15 protein-coding genes are annotated in these 16,118 nt (G+C 56.4%); 11 read left to right on the top strand and 4 right to left on the bottom strand.

The window, feature by feature from the left end; all coding sequences use genetic code 11:
* Nucleotides 1-14: 14 nt before the first annotated feature.
* The gene (gene dinF / locus LU196_RS09160; protein WP_232758989.1) at nucleotides 15-1,340 is read left to right on the top strand and encodes an MATE family efflux transporter DinF; all 1,326 of its coding nucleotides are present in this window, start codon (nucleotides 15-17) and stop codon (nucleotides 1,338-1,340) included.
* 159 nt (nucleotides 1,341-1,499) lie between these two features.
* On the top strand, nucleotides 1,500-1,712 hold the full coding sequence (locus tag LU196_RS09165) for a CsbD family protein (RefSeq protein ID WP_232758990.1): 213 nt from the start codon (nucleotides 1,500-1,502) through the stop codon (nucleotides 1,710-1,712).
* Between the two features lie 70 nt (nucleotides 1,713-1,782).
* On the opposite strand, the gene zur is transcribed toward LU196_RS09165, so the two are convergent.
* On the bottom strand, nucleotides 1,783-2,301 hold the full coding sequence (gene zur, locus LU196_RS09170) for a zinc uptake transcriptional repressor Zur (protein ID WP_232758991.1): 519 nt from the start codon (nucleotides 2,299-2,301) through the stop codon (nucleotides 1,783-1,785).
* Nucleotides 2,302-2,748: 447 nt separating this feature from the next.
* Here zur and LU196_RS09175 point away from each other — a divergent pair, with 447 nt between their 5' ends.
* From LU196_RS09175 to pspG, 3 genes are all read left to right on the top strand, one after another.
* A complete protein-coding gene (locus LU196_RS09175) occupies nucleotides 2,749-3,999 on the top strand; it encodes a conjugal transfer protein TraF (protein ID WP_232758992.1) in 1,251 nt (416 codons plus the stop codon).
* A gap of 178 nt (nucleotides 4,000-4,177) precedes the next feature.
* The gene (gene dusA, locus LU196_RS09180; RefSeq protein WP_232758993.1) at nucleotides 4,178-5,173 is read left to right on the top strand and encodes a tRNA dihydrouridine(20/20a) synthase DusA; all 996 of its coding nucleotides are present in this window, start codon (nucleotides 4,178-4,180) and stop codon (nucleotides 5,171-5,173) included.
* A gap of 188 nt (nucleotides 5,174-5,361) precedes the next feature.
* A complete protein-coding gene (gene pspG, locus LU196_RS09185; RefSeq protein ID WP_232758994.1) occupies nucleotides 5,362-5,622 on the top strand; it encodes an envelope stress response protein PspG in 261 nt (86 codons plus the stop codon).
* Between the two features lie 188 nt (nucleotides 5,623-5,810).
* Here the strand turns inward: pspG and LU196_RS09190 are convergent, their stop codons facing one another.
* Nucleotides 5,811-6,794, bottom strand: coding sequence for a quinone oxidoreductase (locus tag LU196_RS09190; protein WP_232758995.1), 984 nt, complete (start codon nucleotides 6,792-6,794; stop codon nucleotides 5,811-5,813).
* A 73-nt stretch (nucleotides 6,795-6,867) separates the two neighbouring features.
* Between LU196_RS09190 and dnaB the strand changes: the two genes are divergently transcribed.
* From dnaB to LU196_RS09220, 6 genes are all read left to right on the top strand, one after another.
* Entirely contained in the window at nucleotides 6,868-8,274 is a 1,407-nt protein-coding gene (gene dnaB, locus LU196_RS09195; protein ID WP_232758996.1) for a replicative DNA helicase, read from the top strand.
* A 125-nt stretch (nucleotides 8,275-8,399) separates the two neighbouring features.
* A complete protein-coding gene (locus LU196_RS09200; RefSeq protein ID WP_232758997.1) occupies nucleotides 8,400-8,894 on the top strand; it encodes an Lrp/AsnC family transcriptional regulator in 495 nt (164 codons plus the stop codon).
* A 227-nt stretch (nucleotides 8,895-9,121) separates the two neighbouring features.
* Nucleotides 9,122-9,736, top strand: coding sequence for a YitT family protein (locus LU196_RS09205; protein WP_232758998.1), 615 nt, complete (start codon nucleotides 9,122-9,124; stop codon nucleotides 9,734-9,736).
* Between the two features lie 46 nt (nucleotides 9,737-9,782).
* The gene (locus tag LU196_RS09210; RefSeq protein ID WP_232758999.1) at nucleotides 9,783-10,976 is read left to right on the top strand and encodes an amino acid aminotransferase; all 1,194 of its coding nucleotides are present in this window, start codon (nucleotides 9,783-9,785) and stop codon (nucleotides 10,974-10,976) included.
* A 131-nt stretch (nucleotides 10,977-11,107) separates the two neighbouring features.
* The gene (locus LU196_RS09215) at nucleotides 11,108-11,524 is read left to right on the top strand and encodes a secondary thiamine-phosphate synthase enzyme YjbQ (protein ID WP_232759000.1); all 417 of its coding nucleotides are present in this window, start codon (nucleotides 11,108-11,110) and stop codon (nucleotides 11,522-11,524) included.
* Between the two features lies 1 nt (nucleotide 11,525).
* Nucleotides 11,526-11,876: an MmcQ/YjbR family DNA-binding protein gene (locus LU196_RS09220; RefSeq protein ID WP_232759001.1), complete on the top strand. Its 351-nt coding sequence runs from the start codon at nucleotides 11,526-11,528 to the stop codon at nucleotides 11,874-11,876.
* Nucleotides 11,877-11,882: 6 nt separating this feature from the next.
* Here LU196_RS09220 and LU196_RS09225 read toward each other — a convergent pair whose 3' ends face one another.
* Together LU196_RS09225 and uvrA are read right to left on the bottom strand one after the other, a co-directional pair.
* A complete protein-coding gene (locus LU196_RS09225; RefSeq protein WP_232759002.1) occupies nucleotides 11,883-12,947 on the bottom strand; it encodes an NAD(P)-dependent alcohol dehydrogenase in 1,065 nt (354 codons plus the stop codon).
* A gap of 321 nt (nucleotides 12,948-13,268) precedes the next feature.
* Nucleotides 13,269-16,100, bottom strand: a complete 2,832-nt coding sequence (uvrA, locus tag LU196_RS09230; RefSeq protein ID WP_232759003.1) for an excinuclease ABC subunit UvrA — start codon at nucleotides 16,098-16,100, stop codon at nucleotides 13,269-13,271.
* Nucleotides 16,101-16,118 lie beyond the last annotated feature (18 nt).

Raw genomic sequence — 16,118 nt, forward strand, 5'->3', positions numbered from 1 at the left:
AATGGAATGCGCGAATGCTGTTTTTCTCCCCTTCAGATAAAGCCCTGTGGCGACTTGCCTTGCCGATGATTTTGTCGAACGTGACGGTGCCGCTGCTCGGCGTGGTCGATACCGCGGTTATCGGTCATCTCGACAGTCCGGTTTATCTCGGCGGCGTGGCGGTGGGCACCACCGCAACCAGCTTTGTTTTCATGCTGCTGCTGTTTCTACGCATGAGCACCACCGGCCTGACGGCACAAGCGTTCGGGGCGAATCATCCCCTTGCTCTGGCGCGTGCGCTGATCCAGCCGCTGTTGATTGCCATGCTTGCCGGTGTGCTGTTTATGCTATTGCGCACGCCCGCCAGCGATATGGCCGCCGCGCTGATGGGCGGCAGCGAAGCGGTACAGCAGCAGGCGCGCCTCTTTATTGATATCCGCTGGCTCAGCGCGCCCGCAAGTTTAGCCAACCTGGTGATCCTCGGTTGGCTGCTGGGCGTACAGCATGCGCGGGCACCGATGGTGCTGCTGATTGTTGGGAATCTGGTCAATATCCTGCTCGATCTGTTGTTTGTATTGCACTGGCACTGGGGCGTAAGGGGCGCCGCTGCCGCCACCGCGCTGGCGGAATACGTCACGCTGGCGGTTGGCGCGTGGATGGTGATCGGCGTGCTGAAGCAGCGTGGCATCAGCCTAAACCTGTTAATGCAGGGCTGGCGCGGCGATACCGCTCGTTTGTTTCGACTCAACCGCGACATTATGCTGCGCTCGCTGATGCTGCAGCTCTGCTTTGCTTCCGTCACGCTGCTGGGCGCGCGGCTCGGACCCGACGTGGTCGCGGTGAATGCGGTGCTGCTGATGTTTTTAACGTTTACTGCCTACGCGCTGGACGGGTTTGCCTATGCGGTTGAAGCCTGCTCCGGCGAGGCCATGGGCGCGCGCGACCGCAGCCGCCTGCGGCTGATTTGGCAAGCGGCTTGCCGACAGGCTGGCGTCGTGGCGCTGCTGTTTGCGCTGATTTATGCGCTAGAGGGAGAGCATCTGGTGGCGATGCTCACGTCGCTTGAGGCGCTGCGCGCCATGGCAGATCGCTATCTGCTGTGGCAGGTCGTGCTGCCGCTGGTGGGCGTCTGGTGCTATCTGCTGGACGGGATGTTTGTCGGCGCGACGCGCGGTCGCGACATGCGCAACAGCATGATGGTGGCGGCGGTGGGTTATGGCCTCACGCTGCTGTCGCTCCCCTGGTTAGGCAATCACGGCCTGTGGCTGGCGCTAACGGTGTTTCTGGCGCTGCGTGGTCTTACGCTCTGGCTGATCTGGCACCGGCACTGGCAGCGCGACAGCTGGTTTTCCAATGAATAAGCGCAGCGGAAGCCCTCGATAATTCTGTATTTTTTTGCATATTCCCGCTTGGCTACTACAATTAACTCTATCAGCGCAATAGAGCAGCGCGTTGTGGTTATTATTGCCGTGAAAAGCAGGCAATTATCGCACCTAATCAGGATGACGTGGAGGATTGTAATGAACAAAGACGAAGCGAGCGGTAACTGGAAGCAGTTTAAAGGCAAATTCAAAGAAAAATGGGGCAAGCTGACAGACGATGACATGACAGTCATTGAAGGTAAGCGCGATCAGCTTGTCGGCAAGATCCAGGAACGCTACGGCTATGCTAAAGATCAGGCCGAGCGTGAAGTCTCTGACTGGGAAAGTCAGAATAAAGATTATCGCTGGTAAGCAATAAAAAGTTACGGAAGACGCTCCTACCCCGCTGATCGCCCGTCAGCAAGGCACAAGGATGTGCCCTTTATCCTCTTCTGGTCTTTTTCTTCTCTGCATCATGATCGTGCTGGCAGTGCTCGTGTTGGGTACAGGCGGCAACTTCTGTGCAGCGTTCGCATAAGCCATGCGCTTCTATCACGCTGGTGCGGAACGTAAATCCCGCCTGATCGGCGAGAGCGGCAATGATCTTTTCCACGCCCTGTGCGTGCTTTTCAGTGACGGTGGCGCAGTTGTCGCACACCAACATCACCGACGTGTGGGCGGGCTCATCAAAATGATGGCACACCACGTAGCTGTTGTTCGACTCCACGCGGTGAATAAAACCCTGCTCCAGCAAGAAATCCAGCGCGCGATAAATGGTAGGTGGCTTGGCCTGCGGCTCGCTGACGCGGAGCTGATCCAGCAAATCATACGCACTCACCGATCCCTTTTGTTCAGCCATAAGGCGCAGCACTTCGGCACGCTGTGGCGTTAGCCGCACGCCGCGATCGAGGCAAAGCGCCTCTGCCTGCGTCAATAGTTGTGCAGTCGTAAGGGTTGACATAAGCGTTCTCCTGGTTACATGCGATGTTATTTTATCACATTAAACCTTCCCTGTGCTGCGATTGCGCATATCCCAGGCTGCTTATAAAAAGGCTTATCTATCATAAGATTATTTTATTCTCGTACGAAAACCTTCCTGCTTAATCCCTTTGTGCCGCGTAACGGCCGCCGCCTGAGAAAAATCCTGAATTTTTTATTTTGCAACGCGTGCGCTTAGCGTATAAGGTTCAAAAGGCCTTAAGTAATATCTGGTATCAATTAAGAACTTGTTTATTTCTTTGCATAATAAAAACGCAGAATGGTCTTTTTGCATCCAATTCTGCGAATAGCAGTGCTATTTCCTTTCAATTCACAGCAATGAAGCGTTAGCCGACGTTCACAATAGCGGTTAACTAAACTGTTTCGTCGCGGCGACGCCAGCGACATATTTTAAGGTGATGGCAGATTCATGGTGAAGACATTATTCAAGCAGAGAAAACTCGCTTATCTTGTTGGTTTGAATGCGGTATTGCTTTCTTCTTCGGCTCTGGCGGCTGGCACCTGGTATGACGCCCGTAATGATGCCATGGGCGGAACGGGCGTGGCTTCTTCGCAATGGGGGTCTGCGGTACTGGCTAACCCGGCGCTAATGACCAAAGCGCAACCGGAAGACAATGTCAGCATCCTTTTCCCGTCTGCCGGTGTGCAAATCACTGACAAAGACAAAATGGTCGATCGCATCGACGATATTACCGATACGGTAAATCGCTATCGCGATGAGGCAAACAACTTCACGCTGCAAGATCTGCTCAACGGCTTCCCGGAGCTGCGTTCAGCCGCGGGCGATATGGCCAACCAGCTACGCGGTCTGCGCGGCAACAAAGCCAACGGCAAAGCCGGTGTTGCGCTGGCCGTGACGATACCGAATGAAACCCTGCCTTTTGCGTTTGTTACCAAAGCCTACGGCACGGTGCATCTGCGTGCTAACGTGGCGCAAAGCGATATCACTTACCTCGATCAGGTGGCGGCGGGCGACCGTATTCCGTTACCCGGTGACCAAAGTCAGTTGCGCTCCAGCGCGAATGGCTTAGCGGCGCTGGTCACCGATTACGGCGTGGCGATGGCGCATGAATTTTCTATCGCGGGCCATCCGGTTTCGATTGGTGTGACGCCAAAGGTCCAGAAAACCTGGCTGTATAACTACAGCGCCAGCGTCTACAACTACGACAAAAACGATCTGAAAAATGGTCGCTATCGCAGCTCAGACACCGGGTTTAACGTGGATGCCGGTTTAGCCACCGACTTCGCGGAAAACTGGACCTTCGGCGTTACCGGGCAGAACCTGATCGCCCGCGATCTCGATACCAAAGAGGTTAACGGCTATCGCGATACCTACCAAATTCGTCCGCTGGTGACGACCGGCCTCGCCTGGAATTACGGCCCTGTGACCTTAACCAGCGACGTTGACCTGACCGAAACCAAACGCTTTAAAAGCGAAGAGAGCAGCCAGTACGCGGGCGTCGGTGCAGAATATCGCGTGCTCGAATGGTTGGCGCTGCGCGCCGGTTATCGTGCAGATATGAAATCTACCGATGCGAATGTCGTCACCGCAGGCTTAGGAATTTCACCGTTCAACAATGCGGTACATCTGGATTTAGGCGGCTCCGTGGGCGAGGACCGTACCTGGGGTGCGATGATGCAGCTCGGTTTCAATTTCTAATCGCACCTCGGTTCGTTCGCTCCGCAGCGGACGATGCGCCGCTACTGAACAGGTCGCCACTGGCGGCCTGTTTTTTTCCCCTCCTGTCGCCCGCCGGGGCTGGCTGTGCCCGAATCCATGTTGTGCTATCATTGCGCAGTTTCTCATCACTCAACTTATACCGGATATACTGCGTTTCATGACTGATACTCTCACTTCGCAACGTTTCTCGATCGCCCCGATGCTGGACTGGACCGATCGCCACTGCCGCTATTTCCACCGTAAGCTCAGCGGTGACACGCTGCTGTACACCGAAATGGTGACCACGGGCGCGATTATCCACGGTAAAGGCGACTATCTGGCCTACAGCGAAGAAGAGCATCCGCTGGCGTTGCAGCTGGGCGGCAGCGATCCTGCGGCACTGGCGCAGTGCGCCGCACTGGCAGAAGCGCGCGGTTATGATGAGATCAATCTCAACGTGGGCTGCCCGTCCGATCGCGTGCAGAACGGCCGTTTTGGCGCCTGCCTGATGGGCGAAGCGGCGTTAGTCACCGACTGCATTAAAGCCATGCGCGATGCGGTAAGCATTCCGGTCACGGTGAAAACGCGTATTGGCATTGATGAGCAGGACAGCTATGCCTTCCTGTGTGAGTTCATCGATACCGTAGCGAACCAGGGCGGCTGTGACACCTTTATCATTCACGCGCGTAAAGCCTGGCTTTCCGGCCTGAGCCCAAAAGAGAACCGCGAGATCCCGCCGCTGGATTACCCGCGCGTTTATCAGCTGAAAAAGGATTTCCCCGCGCTGACGCTGGCCATCAACGGCGGCGTAAAAACGCTCGAAGAGGCTAAAGCCCATTTACAGCATGTGGATGGCGTGATGATGGGCCGCGAAGCCTATCAAAACCCGGGCATTCTGCTGCAGGTCGATCGCGAACTCTTCGGCCGCGATGCGCCGAGTGCGGATCCGGTGGCGGTGGTGCGCGCGATGTATCCTTATATCGAGGCGGAATTGAGTAAAGGCACGTATCTGGGCCACATTACGCGGCATATGCTCGGCCTGTTCCAGGGGATTCCTGGCGCACGTCAGTGGCGCCGCTACCTGAGTGAAAATGCCCACAAACCGGGCGCAGACGTACGAGTGCTAGAGGCGGCGCTGACGCTGGTCGCCGATCGTATCCCGCAGGAAGCGTAAGCACGCGCCGCGACACAGCGAATAAAACCGCGCCAGGCGCGGTTTTTTTTCGCTACTTTTTCGTGTATTTCATCACCTTGAATACCTGCCAACTCTCCCAAATGTTCTAAATTCAAGCAGTTAATTATAAATCCGTGCTGGCATGAATCTTGTAACGTTATCGGCATCATCGAAACGGGAGAACGTGCGTGGACATCCTATTTGTTATCGGTTTTTTTCTGACGCTGCTGCTAACCGGCATTTCGCTGCTCGGCGCAATCGCAGCGCTGGTCGTCGCGACCTTGCTGATGCTGGTGGGTGGGCTGTTTATCACGGTATTGAAAGTATTGCCGTGGCTGTTGCTTGCCGTGGCGGCGGTATGGGTATATCGAACAGGGATAAACCCAACCCGTCGCGTTTCTGCCCGGCGTAGAAAAAGTCAGCAGCGCGTGCGGCGCAGCTGGCATTAAATGCGGGACGGATCACAGAGTGCGTCACTGCTTTGCTTAATAACGCAATTAAACATATTTTTTTCTTATGTTTTCTGTCAGGATGTTTTCCATGAATTATGTGTATTCATCGCCGCTGTCCCTACACCAGCGCGAACAATAAAAAAGAAAGAAAAAGGGCCTTCTTCGGAAGGCCCTCGCTTTTTGCGTTACGGAATGAGCAGGCACGCACCCTGCGTTGCCCGACTCTCCAATACCTGATGGGCGCGAGCCGCATCGGGAAGCGCAAATTTTTGCGTCTCCGGCACCTCTGCGCGAATCACCCGACTGGCGATCAGCGAGAACAGTTCGCTACTGGCACTTTCCAGCTCGGCACGGTTGGTGATATAGCCATACAGCGAAGGGCGCGTGACAAACAGCGAGCCTTTCTTGTTCAGGATCGACAAATCAACGCCCGTAACGGGCCCGGAAGCATTACCAAAACTGACCATTAATCCGTGACGGCGCAGGCTGTCCAATGAAGCTTCCCACGTATCTTTGCCCACCGAGTCGTAGACCACCGCCACTTTTTCACCGCCGGTGAGTTCACTTACGCGCTGGGCGATGTTCTCCTCGCGATAGTTGATGGTCGCCCACGCGCCAGCGTCTTTCGCCAACTGGGCTTTTTCTGCTGACCCAACGGTACCAATCAAATGGGCGCCCAGCGCTTTTGCCCACTGGCAGGCAATTAACCCCACGCCGCCTGCCGCCGCGTGGAACAGGAAGATCTCATCGGCTTTGACTTTGTACGTTTGGCGCAGCAGGTACTGCACCGTCAGGCCTTTAAGAAACAGGGCGGCGCCTTGCTCAAAGCTGATGCTCTCCGGCAGACTCACCACGCTGTCTGCTGCAACATTATGCGCTTCGCTATACGCCCCGAGCGGTGCCTGGCAATACACCACGCGGTCGCCCGGCTTAAACCGCGTGACCGCCGAGCCAACCCGCGTCACGACGCCAGCGGCTTCCGTTCCCAGGCCGGAAGGGAAGGTGGTAACCGGATACAGTCCGCTGCGCACGTAGGTATCAATGTAGTTAATACCAATCGCTTTGTTCTCAACCTGAACTTCATGCTCAGCCGGATCGGCGAGTTGAAAATCGACCCACTGCAATACCTCTGGGCCGCCGTGGTGGTTGAACTGAATACGCTTTGCCATGCTGACTCCTGTGATTGTTCATCCTGGGACGGTATACTTGCGCGTCCTCTTCACGATCGGTAATGCATTCACTATGGCAGGAAATAAACCCACCAACAAATCGAACGAACCCCGCGACAGGCAGCTGGAAGGCGTAAAAATGCCGCCGCACTCCATTGAAGCGGAGCAGTCGGTGCTCGGTGGGTTGATGCTGGATAACGAGCGCTGGGACAACGTCTCCGAGCGCGTGGTCGCCGGCGATTTCTTCAACCGCTCGCACCGCATGATCTTCTCTGAAATGCAGCGACTGCTGGAAGCCGGCCAGCCGATCGATCTGATCACCCTGTCGGAGTCGCTGGAAACGCGCGGCGAGCTGGAGATGGCGGGCGGCTTTGCCTACCTGGCAGAGTTGGCAAAAAATACCCCGAGCGCGGCAAATATCGGCGCCTATGCGGACATCGTGCGTGAGCGCGCGGTGGTGCGCGAGATGATCGCCGTGGCGAATCAAATCGCCGACGCGGGCTACGATCCTCAAGGGCGCAGCAGCGAGGATCTGCTGGATTTCGCCGAGTCCAACGTCTTTAAAATCGCCGAACAGCGCGCCAATAAAGCCGAAGGACCGCAAAACATTGAGCAGATCCTGGAAGCGACGGTTTCGCGTATCGAATCGCTGGTCTCTACGCCGCACGATGGCGTCACTGGCGTGGATACCGGCTATCAGGATCTGAATAAAAAAACCGCAGGGCTGCAGGGCTCTGACCTGATTATCGTTGCGGCACGTCCCTCAATGGGTAAAACCACGTTCGCCATGAACCTGTGTGAAAACGCCGCGATGCTGCAGGAAAAGCCGGTGTTAATTTTCAGCCTTGAGATGCCCAGCGAGCAGCTGATGATGCGTATGCTGGCCTCACTGTCGCGTGTGGACCAGACGCGTATTCGTACCGGCCAGCTGGAAGACGAGGATTGGGCGCGCATTTCCGCCACCATGGGTATTCTGCTGGAGAAGAAGAACATGTATATCGATGACTCTTCCGGCCTGACGCCCACCGAGGTGCGCTCGCGTGCGCGACGCATTTACCGTGAAAACAACGGTTTAAGCATGATCATGATTGACTATCTCCAGCTCATGCGCGTGCCATCGCTGTCGGAGAACCGCACGCTGGAGATCGCTGAAATTTCACGTTCCCTCAAAGCGCTGGCGAAAGAGCTGAATGTGCCGGTGGTGGCGCTCTCCCAGCTTAACCGATCGCTGGAGCAACGTGCGGATAAGCGCCCCGTGAACTCGGATCTGCGTGAATCGGGATCGATCGAGCAGGATGCGGATCTGATCATGTTTATTTATCGCGATGAGGTTTACCACGAAAACAGCGATCTCAAAGGGATCGCCGAGATCATTATCGGGAAGCAGCGTAATGGCCCAATCGGCACGGTGCGCCTCACCTTTAATGGGCAATGGTCGCGTTTTGACAACTACGCCGGACCGCAATACGACGACGAATAAACCCGCCTGTCTGCATGCACGATTTGTGCATGCAACTCACGTCATCACAAAATAGTGTTGGACAATCTCGTCGTGAATCGGGTTATCTGTAGCCAAAGCGAACCCTATAACGCTGTGGAAACAGAATGGCTCAGGTAGACGATTTCGATCTTAAAATATTGACCCTCTTACAATCTAACGGCCGCCTCACTAACCAGGAACTCAGCGATCTGGTTGGCCTGTCGGCATCCCAGTGTTCACGTCGGCGTATTAATCTCGAACAGGCAAACCTTATTCTTGGCTACCATGCGCGCCTGTCGCCCGATGCGGTGGGCCTCGGCATGGTGGGGTTGATTGAAGTGCGTCTGAAAAATCACACGCCCGACTACGAAGCGGATTTTCAGCGGATGGTGGCGGCGGAAACCGCTATTGTGGACGCCTTTAAAACCACCGGCGATGCCGACTATCTGCTAAAAGTGGCGGTGGCGGATTTGGCGTCGCTCAGCGCCCTGATCACGCATTTGGTGGCGGGTCACCACAGCGTCGCGCACGTAAAAACCTCGGTGGTATTGAGCCGGTTAAAAGAGAACGGCTTGATGATGATTCCTCCGCAGACGCAAACTCGCCAAAAAAGGGCATGATGCGCCATGAAGGTGCATGTTGATGCCGGTTGATGCGTGTGTTGTGCGTAAAATCATGCTTTGGTGCATGGATTGTTCGTCATCATGCGCCTTTCCCTGTTTATTGTCACAGTAAAAACATAAGATATTCAACGGGTTAAATTTTGACGTGCGCTCGCCGCATCCGTTCGTAAGCTATCTGGTGCACTTCTTGCAGTAACATGCGTTATTTCTGTCGAGATCGCGCCATGGATAACGTTGTTCACCCCTCCCGCATTCCCCATTCCCGCATTGAGGATGCGCTGGCTATCGTGCTTGGCACGCTGCTGGTCTCCTTCGGCGTGGTGATGCTCAAACAGGCGGGCGCCTTAACGGGCAGTACGGCAGGCATCGCGTTTCTGCTGAGCTACCTCTCGCCGCTCTCGTTTGGCAGCGCGTTCTTCCTGATCAACCTGCCGTTTTACTGGTTAGCCGTGCGCCGAATGGGATGGGAATTTACGCTGAAAACCTTTTGTGCCGTAGGCTTGGTTTCACTTTTTACTCACCTGCATCCGCTGTTTATCCACTTTTCAGCGTTAAATCCGTTTTATGCGACACTGTTCGGTAACGTGGTGATGGGGATTGGGTTTATAGTGTTGTTTCGTCATAAAGCCAGCCTCGGTGGGGTCAATATTCTGGCACTTTGGCTGCAGGATCGCCTGGGTCTGCGCGCCGGAAAAGTGCAAATGGCGGTGGATACCTGCGTGGTGTGTGCGTCCCTGTTTGTGGTGTCACTGCCGATGCTCATGGCATCGATTGCCGGCGCGATAATCCTGAACCTGATTATTGCCATGAATCATCGCCCTGGCCGCTATCAGGTGTGATAGCGCCGCTTTATTAATTTATTCTTTTTTCATGGAGATCTGCACCGTGTTCCAAAACGTTGAGGCCTATGCTGGCGATCCAATTTTGTCGCTGATGGAAACGTTCAAACAGGATCCGCGCGATAACAAAGTGAATCTCAGCATCGGACTCTATTATGACGAGGCGGGCATCATTCCTCAGCTGCAGGCCGTGGCCGCGGCGGAAGCGCGCCTGCAGGCGGAGCCGCAGCACGCTTCACTTTATCTGCCGATGGAAGGATTAAGCACCTACCGCAGCGCCATTGCGCCGCTGCTGTTTGGCGACACCCATCCCATGCTGACCGCAGGCCGCATCGCGTCGATTCAAACGCTGGGCGGCTCCGGCGCGCTGAAGGTGGGGGCCGATTTCCTGAAACGCTATTTCCCGCAGTCGCGCGTGTGGGTAAGCGATCCTACGTGGGAAAACCATATCGCGATTTTCAACGGGGCCGGATTCGAGGTTGAAACCTATCCATGGTACGACGCGAAAACCCACGGCGTGAACTTCGAGGCGTTTATCGCCACGCTGAAAACCCTGCCGGCGCACAGTATTGTGCTGCTGCATCCGTGCTGCCATAACCCCACCGGCGCCGATCTCACCGATGCGCAGTGGGATGAAACCACTGCGGTACTGAAATCGCAGTCGCTAATTCCGTTTCTTGATATCGCCTATCAGGGCTTTGGCGCAGGCATGGCGCAGGACGCCTACGCAATCCGCGCCATTGCCGCGGCAGGCTTGCCCGCGCTGGTGAGCAACTCGTTCTCCAAGATCTTTTCGCTCTACGGTGAGCGCGTGGGCGGTCTGTCCATCGTGTGCGACAGCGCGGAAGAGTCGGCGCGCGTGCTGGGTCAGCTGAAAGCCACGGTGCGCCGTAACTACTCCAGCCCGCCTAATTTTGGCGCGCAAGTGGTCGCCTGCGTGCTGAACGATGACGCGCTGCGCCACACGTGGTTAAGTGAAGTGGAAGCGATGCGTCTGCGCATCATCGAACTGCGTCAGGTGCTGGTCAACGTGCTGAGTGAGAAACTGCCGGGCAAAGATTTCGATTATCTGCTCAAACAGCGCGGCATGTTCAGCTACACCGGCCTGAGCGCGCAGCAGGTTGATCGCCTGCGCGAGGAGTTTGGCGTCTACCTGATCGCCAGCGGTCGCATGTGCATGGCGGGGCTGAATCATCGCAATGTGAATCAGGTGGCCGAGGCCTTAGCGGCGGTGATGTAAGCCGTAACGCGTTAGCGAAACCGCCACGCCTTAGGTGCGGCGGTTTTTTTACGCCCGCATATCGCTGAGGCGCTTTACCTTTCGCTCACATGCTGCACACTTAAACGGTGTATGAGAGACAGGAGTCCAGCATGTGGCATCAACAAACGCTCACGCTTGGCGCGAAAGCGCGTGGGTTTCATCTGGTTACCGATGAGATCGTCACGCAGCTGACGCGACTGGCTGACGTGCAAACCGGGTTACTGCATTTACTGCTGCAGCATACCTCGGCGTCGCTGACGCTAAACGAGAACTGCGATCCCACTGTACGCAGTGACATGGAGCAGCATTTTTTACGTCATGTACCGGAAAGCGCGCCGTATCAGCACGACTACGAAGGCGCGGATGACATGCCCGCCCACATCAAATCCTCGCTACTCGGCGTTTCACTGCTGATACCGATCAATCGCGGTCGCCTGCAATTGGGGACCTGGCAAGGTATCTGGCTGGGTGAACACCGCGTGCACGGCGGGGCGCGGCGCATCGTGGCAACCTTACAAGGGGAATAACATGAACATTTCGGATCTGCTCACCTATTGCATGAGCAAGCCTGGCGCAGAGCAAAGTGACAAAGAAGCGTGGCAAGCCACCCAGATCAAAAGCCGTGGCGTGCTGTTCGCCATGCTGCATGAGAGCGAAGGGCGCCCGGCGCTGACGCTTAAAACGTCACCGGCATTAGCGGAACTGCTGCGTGAGGAGCACAGCGATGTGTTTCCCAGCGAGCAATTAAACAAGTCGCACTGGAGTACGCTGTGGCTGGACGGTACGCTGAAAGATTCGCAGATTTACTATCTGGTCGATGCGTCCTTCCAGCAGGCTGACGCCACGCACGCGGCGGGCGTCAGCCACGATCAAAGCTAGCGCGAATTATGCCGCTGGCGTTTCGCGTAGCGTATTGATATCAATGACAAAGCGGTACTTAACATCGCTTTTGAGCATCCGCTCGTAGGCGTCATTGATCTGGTCCATGGCAATCAGTTCGATATCCGACGTGATGCCATGTTTGCCGCAGAAATCCAGCATTTCCTGCGTTTCAGCGATGCCGCCAATCAGTGAACCTGCGATGCTGCGGCGTTTAAAGATCAGGTTAAACACCTGCGGCGCTGGGTGATCGTGCTCCGGTGCGCCTACCAGCGTCATGTTACCGTCGCGCTTCAGCAGCGTGATGAAGGGATTGAGATCGTGCTGGGCCGCCACGGTATTCAGGATGAAATCGAAGCTGTTGGCGTGCTGCGCCATCTGATCGGCGTCTTTGGAGATCACCACCTCATCGGCACCCAAACGCTTGCCATCGGCAATTTTGGACGGCGAGGTGGTAAATAGCACCACGTGTGCGCCCATGGCATGGGCAATCTTCACGCCCATATGGCCCAGGCCACCCAGTCCGACGATGCCCACTTTTTTGCCCGGTCCCACATTCCAGTGGCGCAGCGGAGAATAGGTGGTGATACCGGCGCACAGCAGCGGCGCAACGCCCGCTAACTCAAGGTTTTCTGGCACGCGCAGCACGAAGTTCTCGTCAACCACGATGTTAGTGGAATAGCCGCCATAGGTAATGGCGCCGGTTTCGCGATCTTCGCCGTTATAGGTGCCGACAAAGCCTTCTTCACAATACTGCTCCAGGCCTTCCTGACAGCTTGGGCAGCTGCGGCAGGAATCGACCATACAGCCCACGCCCACCAGATCGCCCACCTTGTATTTATGGGTATGCGCGCCAACCGCCGTCACGCGGCCCACGATTTCGTGGCCGGGTACGACCGGGAACACGGTGTTTTTCCATTCGTTGCGGGCCTGATGAAGGTCAGAGTGGCAGACGCCGCAGTAGAGCACGTCGATTTGCACATCGTGGGCGCGCAGTTCGCGCGGCTTATAGTCGAACGGGGCAAGTTTGGATTTTGCGTCCTGGGCGGCATAAGCATGCGTAATATTCATGGTGTCTCCAGTGGATGTGTCGTGAATGTTCTACGAAAGGCAATCCCGCCCGTGAGCGGGAAAAGCAGGCGCGGCGCGCCTGCAACGCTATAAGAATAGTAAGCAAGGGGAGAGGCGTACATGCCTGAAGTTGTCTGATCCTTGCCTGTTTCTGCAATTTGTTACGCGATTGCGCAGCAACAACGGCGTTAAGCGGCGTGAAAATTGCGCCAGCGTCGGCACCATTCCTTTGGCAGGCAATGCCGTTGCGCCGGAAATCGTGAAAAGGCAGAAACAAAAAAGGGCTCAAAAAGAGCCCTTAAGGTAAGACGTCTGTTAGCGCTATTTCTGTTGCAACATCGGCTTGAGGAAGCGTGCGGTGTGGGATTTCTCACACTCGGCAACGGTTTCAGGCGTGCCAGCCACCAGAATTTCGCCGCCGCCGCTGCCACCTTCTGGGCCGAGATCGACAATCCAGTCCGCGGTTTTAATCACGTCCAGGTTGTGCTCAATCACCACGATGGTGTTGCCCTGATCGCGCAGCTGATGCAGCACTTCCAGCAGCTGCTGAATATCCGCGAAGTGCAGGCCCGTGGTGGGCTCATCAAGGATATAGAGCGTTTGTCCGGTGCCGCGCTTGGAGAGTTCACGCGCCAGCTTCACGCGCTGCGCTTCACCGCCCGACAGGGTGGTCGCCGACTGACCCAGACGAATATAGGAGAGCCCTACGTCCATCAGCGTTTGCAGCTTGCGCGCCAGCGCGGGAACGGCATCGAAGAAGTCACGCGCCTCTTCGATGGTCATTTCCAGCACTTCGTGAATGCTCTTGCCTTTGTATTTGATTTCCAGCGTTTCGCGGTTATAGCGCTTGCCTTTGCACTGATCGCAGGGCACATAGATGTCCGGCAAAAAGTGCATTTCAACTTTGATGACGCCATCGCCCTGACAGGCTTCGCATCGTCCGCCGCGCACGTTAAAGCTGAACCGGCCCGGATTATAGCCGCGCGAGCGCGACTCCGGCACGCCGGCGAACAGCTCGCGCACCGGCGTGAAGATACCGGTATAGGTCGCCGGGTTAGAGCGCGGTGTACGACCAATAGGGCTTTGGTCGATGTCGATGACTTTGTCGAAGTGTTCAAGGCCCGCCACCTCGCGATAAGGCGCTGGCTCGCCGCTGGTGGCGCCGTTGAGCTGGCGCTGGGCGATCGGGAACAGCGTATCGTTAATCAGCGTCGACTTACCCGAACCGGACACGCCTGTGACGCAGGTGAACAGGCCCACCGGCAGCGTCAACGTCACGTCTTTGAGGTTGTTGCCGCGCGCACCCGTCAGCTTCAGCACTTTAGCGGGATCGCCTTTGACGCGCGCTTGCGGCACGGCAATTTCGCGTTTGCCGCTCAGGAACTGACCGGTGAGCGACGCCTCGTTGGCCATGATGGCATGCACATCGCCTTCCGCCACCACCTGGCCGCCGTGCACACCTGCGCCCGGACCAATATCGATCACGTGGTCCGCCGCGCGAATCGCGTCTTCGTCGTGTTCAACCACGATCACCGTGTTGCCCAAATCGCGCAGGTGAATCAGCGTGCCAAGCAGACGCTCGTTGTCACGCTGGTGAAGGCCGATCGACGGTTCATCCAGCACGTACATGACGCCCACCAAGCCCGCGCCAATCTGGCTCGCCAGGCGGATACGTTGGGCTTCGCCGCCGGAGAGCGTCTCTGCAGAGCGCGACATCGAGAGATAATTGAGCCCGACATTCACCAGGAAGCTCAGACGATCGCTGATCTCTTTCAGCACTTTCTCGGCAATCTTGGCGCGCTGACCGCTTAACTTCAGATTCTGGAAGAAATCCATCGCATGTCCGATGCTCATGTCGGAAATGGTCGGCAGATTAGTATCTTCCACAAAGACGTGGCGTGCTTCGCGACGCAGGCGCGTACCGTGGCAGCTGGCACAGGCGCGGTTGCTGATAAATTTCGCCAGCTCTTCCCGCACCGCATTGGATTCCGTCTCTTTGTAGCGGCGCTCCATGTTGTGCAGCACGCCCTCGAAGGGGTGACGACGCACGGAGGTATCCCCGCGATCGTTGATGTACTTAAATTCAATGTTCTCTTTGCCGGAGCCGTAGAGGATCACCTCACGCGCTTTACTGCTGAGGCTATTAAACGGGGCTTCAACGTCAAAGTTCAGATGTTCTGCCAGCGAACGGAGCATCTGGAAATAGTAAAAGTTGCGACGATCCCAGCCGCGAATCGCGCCACCCGCCAGCGACAGCTCCGGGTTTTGCACCACGCGGTCAGGATCGAAATATTGCTGTACGCCGAGACCGTCGCAGGTCGGGCACGCGCCCGCCGGGTTATTGAACGAGAACAGGCGCGGCTCCAGCTCACGCATGCTGTAACCGCACACCGGGCAGGCAAAATTGGCAGAGAACAGCATCTCTTCCGCGTCGGGATTATCCATATCGGCGACGATCGCCGTGCCGCCGCTCAGCTCCAGCGTGGTCTCAAACGACTCCGCCAGGCGAGTCGCAAGATCGTCACGCACGCGAAAGCGGTCAACCACGACTTCAATGGTGTGTTTCTTCTGCAGTTCCAGCTTCGGCGGATCGGAGAGATCGCACACCTCGCCATCAATACGGGCGCGGATGTATCCTTGCGCGGCAAGGTTCTCCAGCGTTTTGGTGTGTTCGCCCTTGCGGTCTTTGACCACCGGTGCCAGCAGCATCAGGCGGCGTCCCTCTTCCTGCGCCAGCACCTGATCCACCATCTGGCTGACGGTCTGCGCCGCCAGCGTCACATCGTGATCCGGGCAGCGAGGTTCGCCCACGCGCGCAAACAGCAGGCGCAGGTAGTCGTGAATTTCGGTAATGGTGCCCACCGTCGAACGGGGGTTGTGCGACGTGGATTTCTGCTCGATGGAAATGGCGGGCGACAGACCTTCAATATGGTCAACGTCCGGTTTCTCCATTAATGAAAGAAACTGGCGCGCATAGGCCGACAGCGATTCAACATAGCGGCGCTGACCTTCTGCATACAGCGTGTCAAAAGCCAGCGAAGACTTACCGGAACCCGACAGACCGGTGACCACAATCAGCTTATCGCGAGGAATGATCAGGTTGATGTTCTTCAAATTATGGGTGCGAGCACCGCGGACTTCGATCTTATCCATTCACCTTTCCCGGATTGA

The sequence above is a fragment of the Pantoea sp. Mb-10 genome (assembly GCF_021272205.1).
Classification (GTDB): Bacteria; Pseudomonadota; Gammaproteobacteria; order Enterobacterales; family Enterobacteriaceae; genus Pantoea.